At 66.6% G+C, this 15276-nt stretch carries 13 protein-coding genes; 6 read left to right on the top strand and 7 right to left on the bottom strand.

Annotated features, from left to right (window positions below; all coding sequences use genetic code 11):
- Positions 1–24: 24 nt before the first annotated feature.
- Genes AC3EC3_RS11700 through nudC form a run of 3 tightly spaced genes read left to right on the top strand, consistent with a single transcriptional unit; the run spans position 25 to position 3352 of the window.
- A complete protein-coding gene (locus AC3EC3_RS11700; RefSeq protein ID WP_488489769.1) occupies positions 25–1119 on the top strand; it encodes an A/G-specific adenine glycosylase in 1095 nt (364 codons plus the stop codon).
- Positions 1116–2423: a serine hydrolase domain-containing protein gene (locus tag AC3EC3_RS11705; RefSeq protein WP_488489770.1), complete on the top strand. Its 1308-nt coding sequence runs from the start codon at positions 1116–1118 to the stop codon at positions 2421–2423. Before AC3EC3_RS11700 ends, AC3EC3_RS11705 begins: the two co-directional genes overlap by 4 nt.
- A 2-nt stretch (positions 2424–2425) precedes the next feature.
- Positions 2426–3352: an NAD(+) diphosphatase gene (gene nudC / locus AC3EC3_RS11710; protein ID WP_488489771.1), complete on the top strand. Its 927-nt coding sequence runs from the start codon at positions 2426–2428 to the stop codon at positions 3350–3352.
- 27 nt (positions 3353–3379) lie between these two features.
- On the opposite strand, the gene AC3EC3_RS11715 is transcribed toward nudC, so the two are convergent.
- The 5 genes from AC3EC3_RS11715 to AC3EC3_RS11735 all read right to left on the bottom strand — a co-directional run bounded on the left by AC3EC3_RS11715 (position 3380) and on the right by AC3EC3_RS11735 (position 7943).
- Positions 3380–4858: an MFS transporter gene (locus AC3EC3_RS11715; protein ID WP_488489772.1), complete on the bottom strand. Its 1479-nt coding sequence runs from the start codon at positions 4856–4858 to the stop codon at positions 3380–3382.
- Positions 4855–5976 (bottom strand): NADH:flavin oxidoreductase/NADH oxidase, encoded by a 1122-nt coding sequence (locus tag AC3EC3_RS11720; protein WP_488489773.1) that lies wholly within the window; start codon positions 5974–5976, stop codon positions 4855–4857. The genes AC3EC3_RS11715 and AC3EC3_RS11720 overlap by 4 nt, the downstream gene beginning before the upstream one ends.
- Before the next feature lie 138 nt (positions 5977–6114).
- Entirely contained in the window at positions 6115–6468 is a 354-nt protein-coding gene (locus tag AC3EC3_RS11725) for a type 1 glutamine amidotransferase family protein (protein ID WP_488489774.1), read from the bottom strand.
- Positions 6443–7441, bottom strand: coding sequence for an alcohol dehydrogenase catalytic domain-containing protein (locus tag AC3EC3_RS11730; RefSeq protein ID WP_488489775.1), 999 nt, complete (start codon positions 7439–7441; stop codon positions 6443–6445). The genes AC3EC3_RS11725 and AC3EC3_RS11730 overlap by 26 nt, the downstream gene beginning before the upstream one ends.
- Before the next feature lies 1 nt (position 7442).
- Positions 7443–7943 (bottom strand): lactoylglutathione lyase family protein, encoded by a 501-nt coding sequence (locus tag AC3EC3_RS11735; protein ID WP_488489776.1) that lies wholly within the window; start codon positions 7941–7943, stop codon positions 7443–7445.
- Positions 7944–8048: 105 nt separating this feature from the next.
- On the opposite strand from AC3EC3_RS11735, the gene AC3EC3_RS11740 reads away from it, so the two are divergent.
- On the top strand, positions 8049–8927 hold the full coding sequence (locus tag AC3EC3_RS11740) for a LysR family transcriptional regulator (RefSeq protein ID WP_488489777.1): 879 nt from the start codon (positions 8049–8051) through the stop codon (positions 8925–8927).
- 34 nt (positions 8928–8961) lie between these two features.
- Here the strand turns inward: AC3EC3_RS11740 and AC3EC3_RS11745 are convergent, their stop codons facing one another.
- Positions 8962–10497, bottom strand: coding sequence for a TolC family protein (locus tag AC3EC3_RS11745; protein ID WP_488489778.1), 1536 nt, complete (start codon positions 10495–10497; stop codon positions 8962–8964).
- 167 nt (positions 10498–10664) lie between these two features.
- Here AC3EC3_RS11745 and AC3EC3_RS11750 point away from each other — a divergent pair, with 167 nt between their 5' ends.
- Together AC3EC3_RS11750 and AC3EC3_RS11755 are read left to right on the top strand one after the other, a co-directional pair.
- A complete protein-coding gene (locus AC3EC3_RS11750) occupies positions 10665–12422 on the top strand; it encodes a type I secretion system permease/ATPase (RefSeq protein WP_488489779.1) in 1758 nt (585 codons plus the stop codon).
- Positions 12419–13762 (top strand): HlyD family type I secretion periplasmic adaptor subunit, encoded by a 1344-nt coding sequence (locus AC3EC3_RS11755; protein ID WP_488489780.1) that lies wholly within the window; start codon positions 12419–12421, stop codon positions 13760–13762. Before AC3EC3_RS11750 ends, AC3EC3_RS11755 begins: the two co-directional genes overlap by 4 nt.
- Positions 13763–14301: 539 nt before the next feature.
- Here AC3EC3_RS11755 and AC3EC3_RS11760 read toward each other — a convergent pair.
- The gene (locus tag AC3EC3_RS11760) at positions 14302–15105 is read right to left on the bottom strand and encodes a HesA/MoeB/ThiF family protein (RefSeq protein ID WP_488489781.1); all 804 of its coding nucleotides are present in this window, start codon (positions 15103–15105) and stop codon (positions 14302–14304) included.
- Positions 15106–15276 lie beyond the last annotated feature (171 nt).

Below are 15276 nucleotides of genomic sequence, written 5' to 3' on the forward strand. Positions count from 1 at the left end.
GCGTTCCAATGCCATAGCGGCGCGATGGACTCCAGTTCCGAAACGGCCCTGCTTGCAAACGATCCACCACACGTTGCAGTCGCACGCGATCTGCTGGCCTGGTACGACGTTCATGCGCGGCAGTTGCCCTGGCGGGCACCGCCCGGAACGCCGCCGAGCGTGCCCTATCGCGTGTGGCTGTCCGAAGTCATGCTCCAGCAGACGACGGTGGCGGCGGTAAAGGCCTATTTCGCTGCCTTTACCGAGCGCTGGCCGAGCGTGATGGACCTTGCCGTGGCGCCGGATGCCGATGTCATGGCGGCATGGGCGGGCCTTGGCTATTATGCCCGTGCGCGCAACCTTCTGGCCTGCGCGCGCGAAGTGGCCGCGCGGGGCGGCGTGTTCCCCTCGACCGAGGAGGAACTGCGCGCGCTGCCGGGTCTGGGGGCCTATACGGCGGCGGCGGTCGCGGCCATCGCCTTCGGGCAGCGCGCGGTAGTGGTCGATGCCAATGTCGAGCGCGTAGTCGCCCGGCTGTTCGCGCTGGAGGACGCCTTGCCCGGCGTGCGGCCGCGTATCCGTGAACTGGCCGACCGGATCACGCCGGATGCGCGCGCGGGCGATTTCGCGCAGGCGATGATGGACCTTGGCGCGACCGTCTGTACCTCGCGCAACCCGCGCTGTCTGCTCTGCCCGATCTCCGCAGACTGCGTGGGACGGATGTCCGGCGAGCCGGAGCGGTTTCCCGTAAAGGCGCCGAAGAAAGCTAAGCCGCGCCGACAGGGCCGGGCGTTCTGGATCGAGCGCGAGATCGGGGGCGAGCCGCATGTCCTGACCGTGCGGCGTGAGGGTAAGGGCATGCTCGGCGGGATGCGGGCACTCCCCGATGATGGATGGAGCGCGAAAGCCGATGGGCATACTGAGCCGCCGTTAGCAGGGGCTTGGGAGCCGCTGGGCCGGGTGGAGCATGTCTTTACCCACTTCACGCTGGAACTGGGCGTCGCGGGCTGGCTTGGCGCCGATGCGCCGCTGGAGCAGGTGGCGCATGCCCTCGATGGCGAGTGGTGGCCGCTCGCCCGGATCGACGAGGCGGGTCTGCCCACGCTGTTCGCCCGTGCGGCAAGGCTGGGGCTGGCATGACCACTGAAGGCCTCGGTGCTGCGCTCGACCGGCGGCTGTTCCTGCGCATGGCGGCGAGCGCAGGGGTCGGCGCCGCGCTGCTGCCGCGCCTTGCGCTGGCTGCCTCGCAGCCCGACCATATGGCGCATGTCGAGGCCGTGGTCGCGCGCTGGGTCGGGACGGGGCATTTCCCCGGCCTCGTCGCCTCGCTCGGCCTGCCGGGGCAGCCCGCGCAGTTCGTCGCGCGCGGCATGCAGTCCTTTACCGATGGCACGCCGATGAGCGCGGACAGCCTGTTCCGCATCTATTCGATGACCAAGCCGATCACCGGCATCATGGCCATGCAGCTGATCGCGGAAGGCAGGCTCGGCCTCGACCAGCCTCTGGCGGAAATCCTGCCCGAATATGCGCAGATGCAGGTGCAGAACCAGTACGATGGCTCGATCACCGCGCTGCATCCGTCGCCGCGCGAGATCACCATCCGGCAACTGGTGACGCATACCTCGGGCCTTGGCTATTCGATCGTCCAGAAGGGACCGATTGCCGCGCTGATGCGGCGGCAGGGACTGGTGCCGGGGCAGGTGACGCGGATCAGCCTGCCGGGGCTTGACTGGGGGACGCCGGTTTCGGGGCTGGAGGCTTTCGCGCAAAGGCTGGCGAAAGTGCCGCTGGTCGCCGATCCGGGCACGGCATGGCACTATTCGATGGGGCTCGATCTGATGGGCCGGGTGATCGAGGTGGTGACGGGGCAACGCTTCGACGCTTTCCTGCGCGAGCGTCTGTTTGTACCTGCCGGGATGGCGAGCACGACATTTCAGGTGTCGCCTCGCGATATGCACCGGCTGACGGCCAACTACGGCGTCGTTGCGGGCCATCTGGTGCCGATAGATCCGGGCGATACCTCGGTGTTTCTGAGCGCGCCCGCGTTCCCGTTCGGTGGCTCGGGCCTCGTTTCCTCCCCACGCGATTACGACCGGTTCCTGCGGTTGCTGGCGCAGGGCGGCATGCTCGACGGGCGCCGTATCCTGAGCGAGCAGGCGGTGCGGATGGGCACGTCGAACCTCCTGCCCGCCGGTGTACCGCTGCCGGTGATCGACGGTTCTCCCCGCAGCGGCTTCGGGGCCGGAGGCCGCGTCGGTATGGGGGCAGAAGCCGGGATCTTCGGCTGGTCGGGCGCTGCGGGGACGGTGGCGATGGTCGATATGGTTCACGGCTACCGCTCGCAACTGTTTGCCCAGTTCATGCCCCCCAACGCGCTAGGCCTGCTGCCTGAGTTCCAGCGCGCCCTCAAGGCCGACATCATGGCCATTCTGGAGACTTCCTGACCGTGTCGCTTCCCCCCGCTTCTTTGCTGACCCGCACGCTCGGGCCGATTGCCTTTTCCGGTTCGCACGTCGACCGTGCCGACCATGTCCGCGCCGATCCCGAGGCTTTGGCACGCCTGAAGACATCCGATGCGCGCCTGCTGCTGCTCGACGATCTGGAGCCGCGCCTGACGGCGACCGGCGCGCTAGACTGGGGCACGCTGGCCGATACACGGGAGGATGCCGAGCTGGTTTTCCTCGGGCTCGACGGAGAGCGCGGCTGCTTCGTGGCCGTGCCCGAAGTCGCGCCCAAGGGCGGCTACCGTCCGGGGCGGGCCAACTGGAGCGTGATGGCGGGGCTCGGCAGCGGTGAACTGGCTGCCTATGGCACCGCACGAGCATTGGCTGCGTGGCATGCAAACCATCGCTTCTGCCCGGTCTGCGGCCATGCCTCGCATATCGCCAAGGGCGGCTGGCAGCGCCATTGCGGCAGCGAGGATTGCGGGGCCGATCACTTCCCGCGTGTTGACCCTGTGGCGATCATGTTGATCGAGCACGAGGGGCGCGCCTTGCTGGGCCGGGGCCTGAACTTCCCCGAGCGCCGTTATTCCACGCTCGCCGGTTTCATCGAGCCGGGCGAGACCATCGAAGAAGCCGTGGCGCGCGAGGTCTACGAGGAAGCGGGCGTGCGGGTACGCGACGTGGCCTATATCGCCAGCCAGCCATGGCCTTTCCCCGCCTTGCTGATGATCGGTTGCCATGGCCTCGCCGACAGTGCCGAGATCGTCATCGACGAAAGCGAGATGGCCGATGTGCGCTGGTTCACCCGCGAAGACGTGATCGAGGCGCTGACCGCGCGCGAGGCCGGGCGCGACGGTGAGGCGTTCGATGCCCCGCCGCTCACGGCTGTCGCCAACTGGCTGATGCGCTGGTGGGTGGAGAAAGGCTGAGCGTATAGGGAAGGGGAAAGCCTTCCCTTATGCGGCCTTGCGGCTCAGCAGCTCGTCTCCGGCGTTTTTGGGTAGCAGCAGCCCGTCGATAATGCCGGTCAGGGTCAACAGCGCCATGCCCAGGAAGGCCAGGCGGTAGGCGATGCCGGGCTCGTTCAGGCCGAGCATGGCGGCCAGCGGTTCGGCGCCTCGCACCAGCAGGGCCGATATGGCGATGCCGGCGGCCATCGCCAGCTGCGAGGTGGTGTTGAACAGGCTGTTGGCATCGCTCATGTCGGACTTGGGCACATCGGCGAAGGCGAGCGTGGCCATGGTGGTGAACTGCATCGAGCGAGCCATGCCGCTGGCGAAAAGGATCGCGCAGATTACCACGAGCGGGGTGTCAGGGGTCAGCAGGGCGCAGGCCCCGATGGTGACGACGCAGGCCAGTCCGTTGACGAGCAGGACCCGGCGATAGCCGAATGTCCGTAGCGTGCGCGTCGTCACCAGCTTCATCGTGATATTGCCGGCGAACAGCGCCAGCACCAACAGGCCTGCATGAAACGGTGTGTAGCCGAAGCCGACCTGGAACATCAGCGGCAGCAGAAATGGCACGGCGGCAATGCCGAGACGCGCCAGCGAGCCGCCGCGGATCGAGGCGCGGAAGGTCGCGATCCCCCAGGATTTCAGGCGGATCATCGGGGCAGCCACGCGATTCATGTGAGCGACGGCAAGCGCCAGCAGGACCAGGCCGATCGCCATGGCGCCAAGGCCCATCGCGTTGCCGCCTTCGCCTGCCAGTTCAAGGCCGAGCAGCAGGGCGAACGTGCCAAGGCCGCTCAGGAAAAAGCCGGGCCAGTCGAACCGGCGGGCTTCGCCATAGGCCTGCGGGATCAGCACCCAGGCCGCAAACAGCGCCGTCACGCCCAGCGGCAGGTTGATGTAGAAGATCCAGCGCCAGCCGAAGTGCTGGGTGATGAAGCCCCCCAGTGGCGGCCCCAGCACCGGGGCGACCAGTGCGGGCCAGACAAGGTTGTTGAGCGCCACGACCAGCTGGTTGCGCGGTGTGAAGCGCATGACGACCAGCCGTCCGACCGGTACCATCATGGCGCCGGCCATGCCCTGTAGTACGCGCAGGGACACGAAAATCCACAATTCGCCCGCCTGCGCGCACAGCACCGAGGAGAGCGTGAACAGCCCCACCGAGGCGGCGAATACGCGCCGTGCGCCGAACCGGTCGGTGACCCATCCACTGGCCGGGATGAAGACACCCAGCGCCAGCAGATAGGCACTGACACCGATGTTGAGCGCCACCGCAGTGGTCCCGAAGGCCTTGGCCATCGAGGGCAGCGCGGTGGCGATGATCGTCCCGTCGAGAATTTCCATGAACATCGATCCGGTGACAAGGATCATCACCAGCCGCAACCGAGCATCGGAAATGCGGGGCTGCGGCTCGGATTGAGGGCCGGGCTGACTGTCGCGAGGACTGGCAGCCGAGTTCATGGGGGCGCGGGACGTTTCACTCATTCGATCGGATCACCGTTCTGGGGGCCGGGATAGCGCGACAGCCAATAGGCGTACTGCTCGGGCAGCAGTGTAGCCGACTTGGGCACGCCAAGGTTGCGCGCAAGGCGGAAGGGATAGTGCGGATCGGCAAGATGCGCGCGGGCGACGAATACCACGTCCATCTGCTCGCCGTCGATCGCGGCCGTGACGACCTCGGGCTTGTCCATGCCCCATGCCGTGCCGACCGGCAGGCCGGTTTCCTCGCGCACGCGCTTGGCGATGGGGCCCATGAAACCGTCGCTCCACGGCACGTTCGCCTCGGTCGTCGAGAAGCCCATCGAGACCGACAGGAAATCGAGCCCTTCGGTCTTGAAGGTCTTCACCAGGCCGATGGCTTCGGACAGCGTTTCCTCGTCGCGGCCGTCGAACTCGATCACGCCGAACCGGGCGGTCAGCGGCAGGTTTTCCGGCCAGACCTTGCGCACTTCGCGCAGAGTTTCGATCAGGAAGCGTCCGCGCTTCCGGGCATCGCCGCCGTACTCGTCGGTGCGGGTGTTGGCGTGGACCGAGAAGAAGCTCTGCGCCAGATAGCCGTGGGCGAAGTGCAGTTCGAGCCACTGGAAGCCCGCATCGAGCGCGCGTTTGGCAGCGCTGACGAAATCGGCGGTGACGCGGGCGATGTCCGCTTTCGACATTTCGGTCGGCAGCTTGGGCAGGCCGCCACCGAAAGCGATGGCCGAGGGCGAGATCGTCTGCCAGCCGCCGGGAGCATCGTTGGCGATATGGTCATCGCCTTCCCACGGCTTGTTGGCGCTGGCCTTGCGACCGGCGTGGCCGATCTGGATGCCGGGCACAGAGCCCGCCGCCTTGATGGCATGGGCGATGCGCGCCATGCCCTCGATCTGGCCGTCTTCCCACAGGCCGGTGCAGCCCGGCGTGATGCGACCTTCGGGCGAGACGCCGGTTGCCTCGACGATGACGAGGCCTGCACCGCCGCGGGCCATGCCGGTGTAGTGGGCCAGATGCCATTCGGTGACGTAGCCGTCGCGTGCCGAATACTGGCACATCGGCGGCACCGCGATGCGGTTGCGGAGAGTGACGTCCTTCAGGGTGAAGGGAGAGAAGACTCGAGTGGTCATGTCGTTGCCTCGTAGACGCAAGTGACGGAAAAGGAAAAGTGTGCGTGCGGGAGTTTCAGAGGGGGAGGGAGAACGCCGCGCACGCACACCCGGGTCCGGTCGCTTTCGGGGGGTGAAGATGCGACCGGGGGGACGAAATCAGGCCGAGGGAGTAATCGCTTCCAGCACCAGCTGCGCGACGCCGAGCGAGGATGCCGGATTCTGCCCGGTCACAAGCTGCCCGTCGCGAACGGCGTGGGGCTCGAAGTCGGGGCCCTTGTCGATCTGCGCGCCGAGTTCGGCGAGGCGCGTTTCGAGCAGGAAGGGAACGGCCTTGTCGAGACCGGCGGCGCGTTCCTCACTGCTGACCTTGCGACCGGCAACGAGCGGCTTGCCGTCTTGGTCGATGGAGCTGACCAGCCCTGCCGGGCCGTGGCATACGGCGGCGAGGTGACGACGATCAGGACACGGGAGTTGGTGACGTCGGTCATTGTGATGCCTTTCCGTCCACAAGGAGGATCGGTTTGCCGGTGAAGTCCCGGTCGCGCAGGCCTGCAAGGGCCTGCGGCAGTTCCGCGAAGGAGGCGGAGATGAGCGGTTCGGCGACGATTCGGCCCGCAGCAACGTCGCCGAGCAGGGCTTCGCCGTGGGTGATGAGGCGGGCCCAGTCCTCATTGTCGCCGTGCTGGTGCAGCGCGCCGAGCGCGACTTCGTGTAGCGACAGTGCGCGCCCGAAGGCCGGGCTCGGCCATTGGGCGACACGACCCTGGATGCACACGAGGTGCCCCTTGGCGCGGACGGCTGGGTGGAGACGCATGGCGTGGTCGGGGCCAATCGAATCGATCACGACGAGGAAGCGGCGGGGATCGCTCCACACCGTATCGTCCGGCAGAGGGCCCGCGATCCAGTCGACCGCGCCCAGCCCCGCGAGTCGTTCGCGATGGCGCGCGTTGCACATCGCCGTGACGCGCCATCCCGCTCGGGTGGCCAACTGAACGATATACCCGCCGACAGCACCACCTGCGCCGCTCACCAGCATGGCCTCGCCGTGACGCGAGGGGAGTTGGTCGAGCGCGGTCCAGGCGGTCAGCAGCGGGCAGGGTAATCCGGCCGCCGTGGCGAAGTCCATCGCGGCGGGCAGGCGCAGCAGTACCTTGGCGCGCACCGGTGTGAACTGCGCGTAGCTGCCGTGTACCGAGAGGTTCTGGTGATAGGTGACGCGCTGGCCGAGCCACCCGGTCGCGACGCCTTCGCCCAACGCGACGACCACGCCTGCACCGTCGACACCCGGCACATGGCCCGGTGCCCAGCTGTCCATCGCGCCCAGCACTTTCCAGTCGACCGGGTTCAGTCCGATTGCGTGGTTCTGCACGAGCACCTCGCCCGCTGCCGGAGAAGGCAGCGGGCGGGTGTCATGCGTCAGAGCCAGCGGGTCGGAGCCTTCCCGCCAGCCCCAGACCTCGTATTCGCCGGGAAGCACGGTCATCTCAGGCGTAGGCCCCGGCCGAATAGGTCAACTCGTAGCTGTGGCTGTAGACTTCCAGGATATTGCCGAACGGATCCTCGCAGTAGACCATGCGATAGGGCTTTTCGCCGGGATAGTAATAGCGCACCGGCATGCGCTGCTTGCCGCCGGCGGCAACGATCTTCTCGGCGAGGCCTTCCACGTCAGGGTCCTGCACGCAGAAGTGGAAGACGCTGGTCTTCCAGTATTCGAAGTTGTTGTCGGGCTTCTCGGCATTGAGGAACTGGAAGATTTCCACGCCCACGCGGTCGCCGGTGGAAAGGTGGGCAATGCGGAAGGACTTCCATTCCTTGCCGAACACGTCGGTACACATCACGCCGATGGCGCTGTCGTCCTCGGTGATCGTGGTGGGCGGCATGATGAGATACCAGCCCATGACTTCGGTGTAGAACTTCACGGCGGCATCGAGGTCCGGCACCGAAAGGCCGATATGCGAGAACGCGCGTGGATAGGTGGTGGTCATCAAGATCGCTCCTTGAAAGGGTCGTTCTTGGAATAAGTATGGATGTGGATTAGAAGAAGGCATGATTCCTTATTCAATTCATAAAATATCCTAATGATAAATCCGTTGTGGAGTCGCTCGCTGCTGGCGCTGCAAAAGGCCGGCAGCTTCACCCGCGCCGCGCAGGCGCTCGATCTGACGCAGGCCGCCGTCAGTCAGCATATCCGCCAGTTGGAAGACCGGTTCGGGGCAGTGGTGCTGCGCCGCTCGCGGGCGCTGGAATGGACGCCTGTGGGGCTGGCCTTGCTGGATCATGCGCGGGAGCTTGAAGCGGCCGAACTGCGACTGGCGGCGCGGCTGGTCGGGCAGGATGTGCTGGCCGGTGACGTCGAAGTGGTAACGCCGGGCAGTGTCGGCCTGCTGCTGAACCCGTTGCTGCTCGATCTTCAGGAGCGGGAACCGGGCCTCGTTATCCGTCACCGTTTCGCGCCGGATGCCGGGGTGGTCGAGGATGTTGCCGCCAACCGGGCGGACTTCGGCATAGCGTCGATCCGTCCGGACGATCCTCGTCTTGCCGCAACGCCCTTTCTCGAAGAGCCGCTCGAACTGATCGTTCCTGTGAACGAGGTCGCGGACAGCTGGGAGGATCTGCGCCGCATCGGTATGATCGATCACCCGGACGGCAAGGCAATGGCGACGCGGCTTCTCTCGCGCCGGTTCGGGGGCAATCCCGGCGTACGCCACCTGCCGGTGCGTGGCTTTTCCAATCAGGTCGGCCTGATTCTGGAGCCGGTGGCGCGTGGCCTCGGCTTCACCGTGTTGCCGCGTTACGCCCGGCAGGCTTTTGCGAAGCAGGAGTGTATCCGCGTTGTCGAGTGCGGAACTCCGGTGGTCGATACGCTGTGGCTGCTGCACCGTGCAGAATGGCCGTTGCCTGCCCGCGCACGCCATGTGGTGGAACACCTGCGGCGGTCGCTGGGGCTGCCCGCCGATATGGCTCGCTAGGTTCAGGTACGGCTGGGGTCAGGGGCAGCTGGGGTCAGGGCGGGGTACTGGCAGGCAGGGAGGGCCAGACAAATTGCGCGTCGTCTTGGTGATGGACTTCGGGCGGTGTGGCGCGGCTGGAAACCGCCAGCGCATCGAGCGGTGCGATCAGTGGCCGGAGCGGCAGTCCTGCCAGATTATCCGTTGCCGGGGATAGTGATAGAGAGGGGGTGGCGAGGTGTTCGTCCGGCGGCGTGACATTGTCGATGGCTGGTGCGAACAGGGCGGTCTCGTCGTCAAGCAACCCGGCAGCGCGCAGGGCGCTGGCCTGCGTGGTCAGGGCATCGGCTTCCGCCTGCGCCAGCGTGGTGCGGGCCGTCAACAGGTCGGTCGTGGCATCGAGCACTTCGCGCAGTGTGCGAATGCCGGCGCGCTCCTGTTCCTGAATACCAGCTACGGCGCTTTCGGCATTGCGGACCGCTTCCCGGTAAAGCGGCAGCCGCTCGCGCGCGGTGGCGGCGCTTGCCTGATTGGCGGCAATCGCTTCGCGCATGTCGCGCCAGGCCTGTTCGATCTGGAGGATCGCGGCCTGATCGCGGGCCTCTGCCTCGCGCACCGCAGCCGAGAGCTGGCCACTGCTGTAAAGTGGCATCGACAGCGTGACGCCTGCCACCAGCGATTCGCTGCGGCTGGTATTCGCATAAGGCGTGAAGGGCGTTCGTTCTGCCGAGGCGTGGGCGGAAAGCGCCGGCCCTGTCTCGGCGCGGGCTGCGGCGAGCGCGGCGGAGGCGATCCGCTCCTGCAGGCGGGCGATAGCCAGATCGGGGCTGGCATCGATGCCTTGCGCCTCAAGCTCCGTGCGCGCCGGGAGCGGCGGGGGCGAGGGGATCGTCTGAAGGTCTGCCGGGTAATGGCCAACCAGATTGCGATAGCGGGCAGCGCTTTGTTCGACAGCGGATCGGGCATCCAGCACGCGCCCCTCTGCCAAAGCCAGTTGGGCGGCGGTCTGTTCCAGATCGGGGGCAGTCGCATCGCGAAGATCGTAGCGGGCCTGAATGATCGCGCGCTGGCGCGTCAGCAGATCGCGGTTCTCCCGTGCCACGGACTCCAGCGCAAGATCGCGTCGAAGCGCGGCATAGGCAGCGACGACATTGAGGATCAGCGTCTGGCGCGCGGCCCGCAACTGTTCGCGTGCCAGCCCCTGCTGCGCCTTGGCCGACAGGGTAGCAGCCGCGAGGCGCCCGAACGTGAACAGCGGCTGCGTCAGCGTCACGGCACCCGAGGTGGCGAACCCGTCCCGCGTCGAGGCATAAGGCGGGTCGCGATCGCTTTCGAGCGTGTAGTCATGGCTGACCGTTACCGACAGGCTTGGGCCATAGGCGCCTTGCGTCCGGTTGCGAACTTCGTCTGCTGCACGCACCTGCGCCTTGTCGGCCGCGAGAACGGGGTTCTGTTCGAGCGCGGCGGCAATCGCCTCGGACAGCGTTTCCGCATGGGCGATGCCGGGACACAGCAACAGAATTGCGGCCGGCAGCAGGCTCTCGGCGGTCCACAGGCGAGGGCGATCCGTGGCGGCTGTGCGAAGGGGCATGGTGGTGTCATCCGGCAGGGCGGCATGGGCAAGCGCCAGCCACCGCCAGTGTAGAGCGCGGATGGGGCGTCCAGCACGCGGGGATTGCTCGAAAATGCACCGATCTCGCCTTGCGCCGCCGCGTCTTGCAGCGGACCATCCGAGCTTGCTGCGGAGGTAGAGGATCGATGTTCGGCTTCGGCGTTCTGGCGCAGGATCTTCGTGATGCCACGACCCCGGTGCGTCGGGTGCTTTTGCCGATCGCTGCGATCAGCAGCGTCTACAACGTCCTGCTGCTGTCGGGCTCGTTCTTCATGCTGCTCGTTTATGACGATGTACTGCCCTCGCGCAGCGTGCCCTCGCTGGTCGGCCTGTTCGTGCTGGTTGCCTTTGCCTACCTGTTTCAGGCGGGTTTCGACATCCTGCGCGGCGCGATCCTTGTACAGGCCGGCACCATGTTCACCCGGCGCCTGTCTGATAGGGTCATGGATGTGGTTTCCGGCTTCGAGCTGACTCACGGTGTCCTGCCCAATGGTATCCAGATCGTGCGCGATGCCGATGCCGTGCGCAGTTTCCTCTCCGGGCCGGGGCCTCTGGCACTGCTGGACCTGCCCTGGGTGCTGCTCTACCTGCTTGTGTTGGCCGTGTTTCACTGGAGCCTTGCGCTGCTGGTGACGGCGGGCGCGCTGGTACTGATCGGGCTGATGATCTTCAACGACCGCGCTACCCGCACAACCGCCATGCTGAACGTGCAGGCATCGAGCGCGCGTTTCGGCATGGCCGAGACCACGCGCCGCAATGCCGAGACGATCCGGGCGATGGGCATGTCGCGCTGGCATCGCCGGGCCTGGCACGATGCGGAGACCGCGCATCTCGCCGCCAACGATCGTCTCGCCTGGCTGTCCAGCTCGATCGGCGGGGCGAGCAAGGCCTTTCGCCTGCTCCTGCAGTCAGCGGTGCTGGCACTGGGCGCATGGCTGGTGATCGAGGGCAGGGCGAGCGGTGGAGTGATCATCGCCAGTTCGATCCTGTCCGCCCGCGCGCTGGCGCCGGCCGAACAGGTGATCGCCAACTGGAAGCAGTTGCTCGCCGCCCGGCAGGCCATGGTCCGGCTGCGCGATCATCTGCAGGCCGTGCCGGTGGAACAGGAGCCGATGGGGCTCGATCTGCCCTCGCACGATCTGGTGCTGGAGGCGGTGGCCTGTGCGCCGCCGGGGCTTCGCGAGCAGACTGTGTCGGGGGCGAGCTTTCGTGTGCAGGCAGGCGATGCTGTGGCGGTGATCGGGCGCAGCGGGTCGGGGAAATCCACGCTGGCACGGGCGATCTGCGGGATCTGGCCGCTGCGCCATGGTTCGGTACGACTGGACGGGGCCACGCTCGATCAGTGGTCGGGGCCGCAGCGCGGGCGGATCGTGGGGTATGTGCCGCAGGGGATCGAGTTGTTGCCCGGGACGCTGGCGCAGAACATCGCGCGCTTCGAGCCGGACGCCGACCGCGATGCGATCCTGGCCGCGGCGCGCGCGGCCGATGTGCATGATCTTATCGTCGGGCTGGAGGGCGGATACGACTACGTGATCGGGGCCAATGGCGCCAGCCTTTCGGGTGGGCAGCAGCAGCGTATTGCGCTGGCGCGGGCACTCTATGCCGATCCTTTCCTGCTGGTGCTGGATGAGGCCAACAGCAATCTCGATTTCGAGGGGGAGCGTGCGCTGGCGCGGGCGATCGCCTCGGCACGGGCGCGTGGTGGCATCGTCATCGTGATCGCGCATCGGGCCAGCATCGTCGAGCATGTCAGCCATGTGCTGGTGATGGGCAATGGCCGCATAGAGCAGTTCGGACCGCGCGACCGCTTCGTGCGCCGCGATGCGAGCGAGCAGGGCTCGCAGCCGTCACCGGTGGAGGAGGATCTCGCGATGGCCGAGGCCGATGCCGAAGGGCACGGATGATGGGGCTGGTGCTCGTCACACCCACCGCTGCGGTTTCTTCGGACCCGGTTCGCTCGACTGCCGCTGCAGACGAGATGCGTCTGCGACGGCTGGCGGGTGCGGGCGTTCTGGGCGTTGTCGTACTGGTGTTTGGCCTGGGCGGACTGGCGGCCTTCCTGCCGCTGGCAGGAGCCGTCGTGGCCGAAGGGACAGTCGATGTCGCAGGCCAGGTCAAGCGCGTCTCGCCCCCTTATGGCGGTGTGGTCTCAGAGATTGCCGTGGAGAACGGCGATCACGTGCGGGCCGGGCAAGTGCTTGTGCGGCTGGACCAGGCTGTCGCAGGGGCCAGTGCGGCATACGCCGGGCTGGGGCGGGATCGGCTGATCGCGCGGGTCGACCGGCTGCGTGCGCAAAGCGAAGGGCGCAGCGACGTCGCCACGTCGACGGCGCTGTCCGGGCAGGCGGCCACAGGAATCCTGCGCGACGAGCGGCAGGCGCTGCACTTGAACGAGGCCGCTCTTGCCGATCAGGCACGCGCGTTGCGGGCGCGGATCGCGGCGGCGTGGGCGGATGTCCGGCGCGGTGAGGCGGACACTGTCGCTTACGCCAGCCAGCAGGCGCTTATCGGGCGCGAGCTGGACCAGACCCGCAAACTCTACGAACGCCGTCTGACCACGCTCGATCGGTTGAGTGCGCTGGAACGGGCAGCCGTGGGGGTGGAGGCCAGTCGCAAGACCGCAGAGGAAAGCGTTGCCGGGGCACGGGCACAGATCGCGGAACTTGAGGCGCAGCTTGCCGCGCTTGCCAGCACTTCGCGGGCGCAGGCGGCTGCCGATCTCGGGCAGGCGCAGGCGGCGCTGGCCGACGCAGGGCCTCGCGCTGCCGGCGCGGAGGATGAAGATCGGCATACCGCGATCCGCTCGCCGGTCGCGGGCACGGTCGAAAAGCTGGCGGTCTCGACGATTGGCGGGATCGTGCGGGCAGGCGATACGGTGGCCGAGGTCGTACCGGATGGCGGGACGCTGGAGGTCAGTGCCCGGATTCCGGTGAGTGCGGTTGACCGGGTAGGGGCGGGGCGCCGGGCAGTGCTGCGTTTCACTGCGTTCGACATGCGCACCACACCCGAACTGGACGGGCGTGTCCTGCGCGTTGCGACGGACCGCACGCAGGACGCTGCCACCGGCGCCGTGTGGTATGAGGCGCGGATCGCCATTCCGCGCAAGGAACTGGCCCGGCTTTACGGCAAGCATCTGGCTGTGGGCATGCCGGTGGAAGTGTTCATCCAGACGCAGCAGCATTCGCTGCTCAGCTACATCCTGCGCCCGCTGTCGGACCAGTTCAAGCGGGCATTGCGGGAGTAGGCAGGGGAACGCGGCGTCGTTTTTTACGCGATCGATCAGACGTTAGATGGCGGGCTTGGTGGGGGAATAAAAATGGACGTATCCCTGCTTGTCATCCTCAATTCGCTTCAAGATCGATGGCAGAGAGGGTGTCGCGGTGAGAATCCGCAATCCGCGCCAGCCCTTCATGACCGGAGTCGGCTTGATGGACCTGAAACACGTCCAGTTTGACGTCTGTTATGGGTGGGAAGTTGCCGTTCTCATAATGCCGTCATCCCAGCGAAAGCTGGGATCGCTCTCGGTCAATTGAGACGGTCGAACAGATCACACCATCCGGGATTGTGCTTTTCGACTTCCGGCGCGGTGCTGCATCATCCGCGACGCAGGAATGCAGGTCCAGCCTCCCATCCCGCTATCGTTACATAATGCCGGAAGCGATCCCAGCTTTCGCTGGGATGACGACAGGATTTTAACGGCGGCTACGGGGCGTTTGCCGAACGGCAGAAAACCTCGCTCCCGGCGGTATTGCATATCGTAACTGGAAAACCCTCCTTCAGACTTTACCCTCCACACGCCCGGCAGGCCGGGTCTTTCGCAATTCGCATCGCGCGCATGCTGGGCTTGAGGCCGTCGATCAGGTGGAGCGTGCCGAACTGCGGGTCGTCGCCCAGCGCGGCGTGGCCGTGGAGCAGGACGCGCATCGCGTGCATTGCCGCGAAGGTGCCGACCATGCCGACCATTGCGCCCAGCACGCCGTCGGCGGCGCAGGTGTCACAGTCGGCCGCGTCGAAGGCATCGCCCACGAAGCAGCGGTAGCAGGGCTGGTCGGGCAAGTGTCCGGCGAAGTTCGCGACCTGCCCCTGAAAGCGGCCGACCGCCGCACTTGTCAGCGATATGTCACTGGCGACACAGGCATCTGACACGGCGAGGCGAGTCGCGAAGTTGTCACACCCGTCCAGTACCAGATCGGCGCCGGAGACCAGTGCGCTCGCGTTTTCGCTCCCCACGTTCTCGACGCAAGCGGCGACATCGATGGCAGGATCGAAACGCCGCACCCATCCGGCCGCCGCTTCCGCCTTGGGCGTGCCGACATCCGACGGCGTGAAAACAGTCTGGCGCTGGAGATTGCTGGTGTCGACGACATCACGGTCTATCAGCGTCACTTTTCCGACACCCGCGCCTGCCAGATACTGGAGCGCGGGCGCACCGATGCCGCCGCAGCCGATCAGCACCACATGTGCGCGGGCGAGGGCAACCTGTCCGGCGCCGCCGATCTCGGGCAGCACGATGTGCCGGGCGAAGCGCTGGGCGCGCTCTGGCGTGATGATGGGGGTGATTGGTGCGATCGAGGGGGAAGGAGCCATGGCCCTGCCCTAGCGCATGGGCAGGGCAGGGTGAAGGTTCCACCTGATGCCGCAGGCCAACGCCCAGGGGCGTTCGACATTCAGATGATGACGAGCCGAAAATGGTGATTTTTCGAGACCCGGAGCGCAGCGTACTTTTTTGTACGTGAGTACCGGAAGCTCGGGAAATCG

This window comes from Novosphingobium sp. BAM6 (assembly GCF_057784955.1).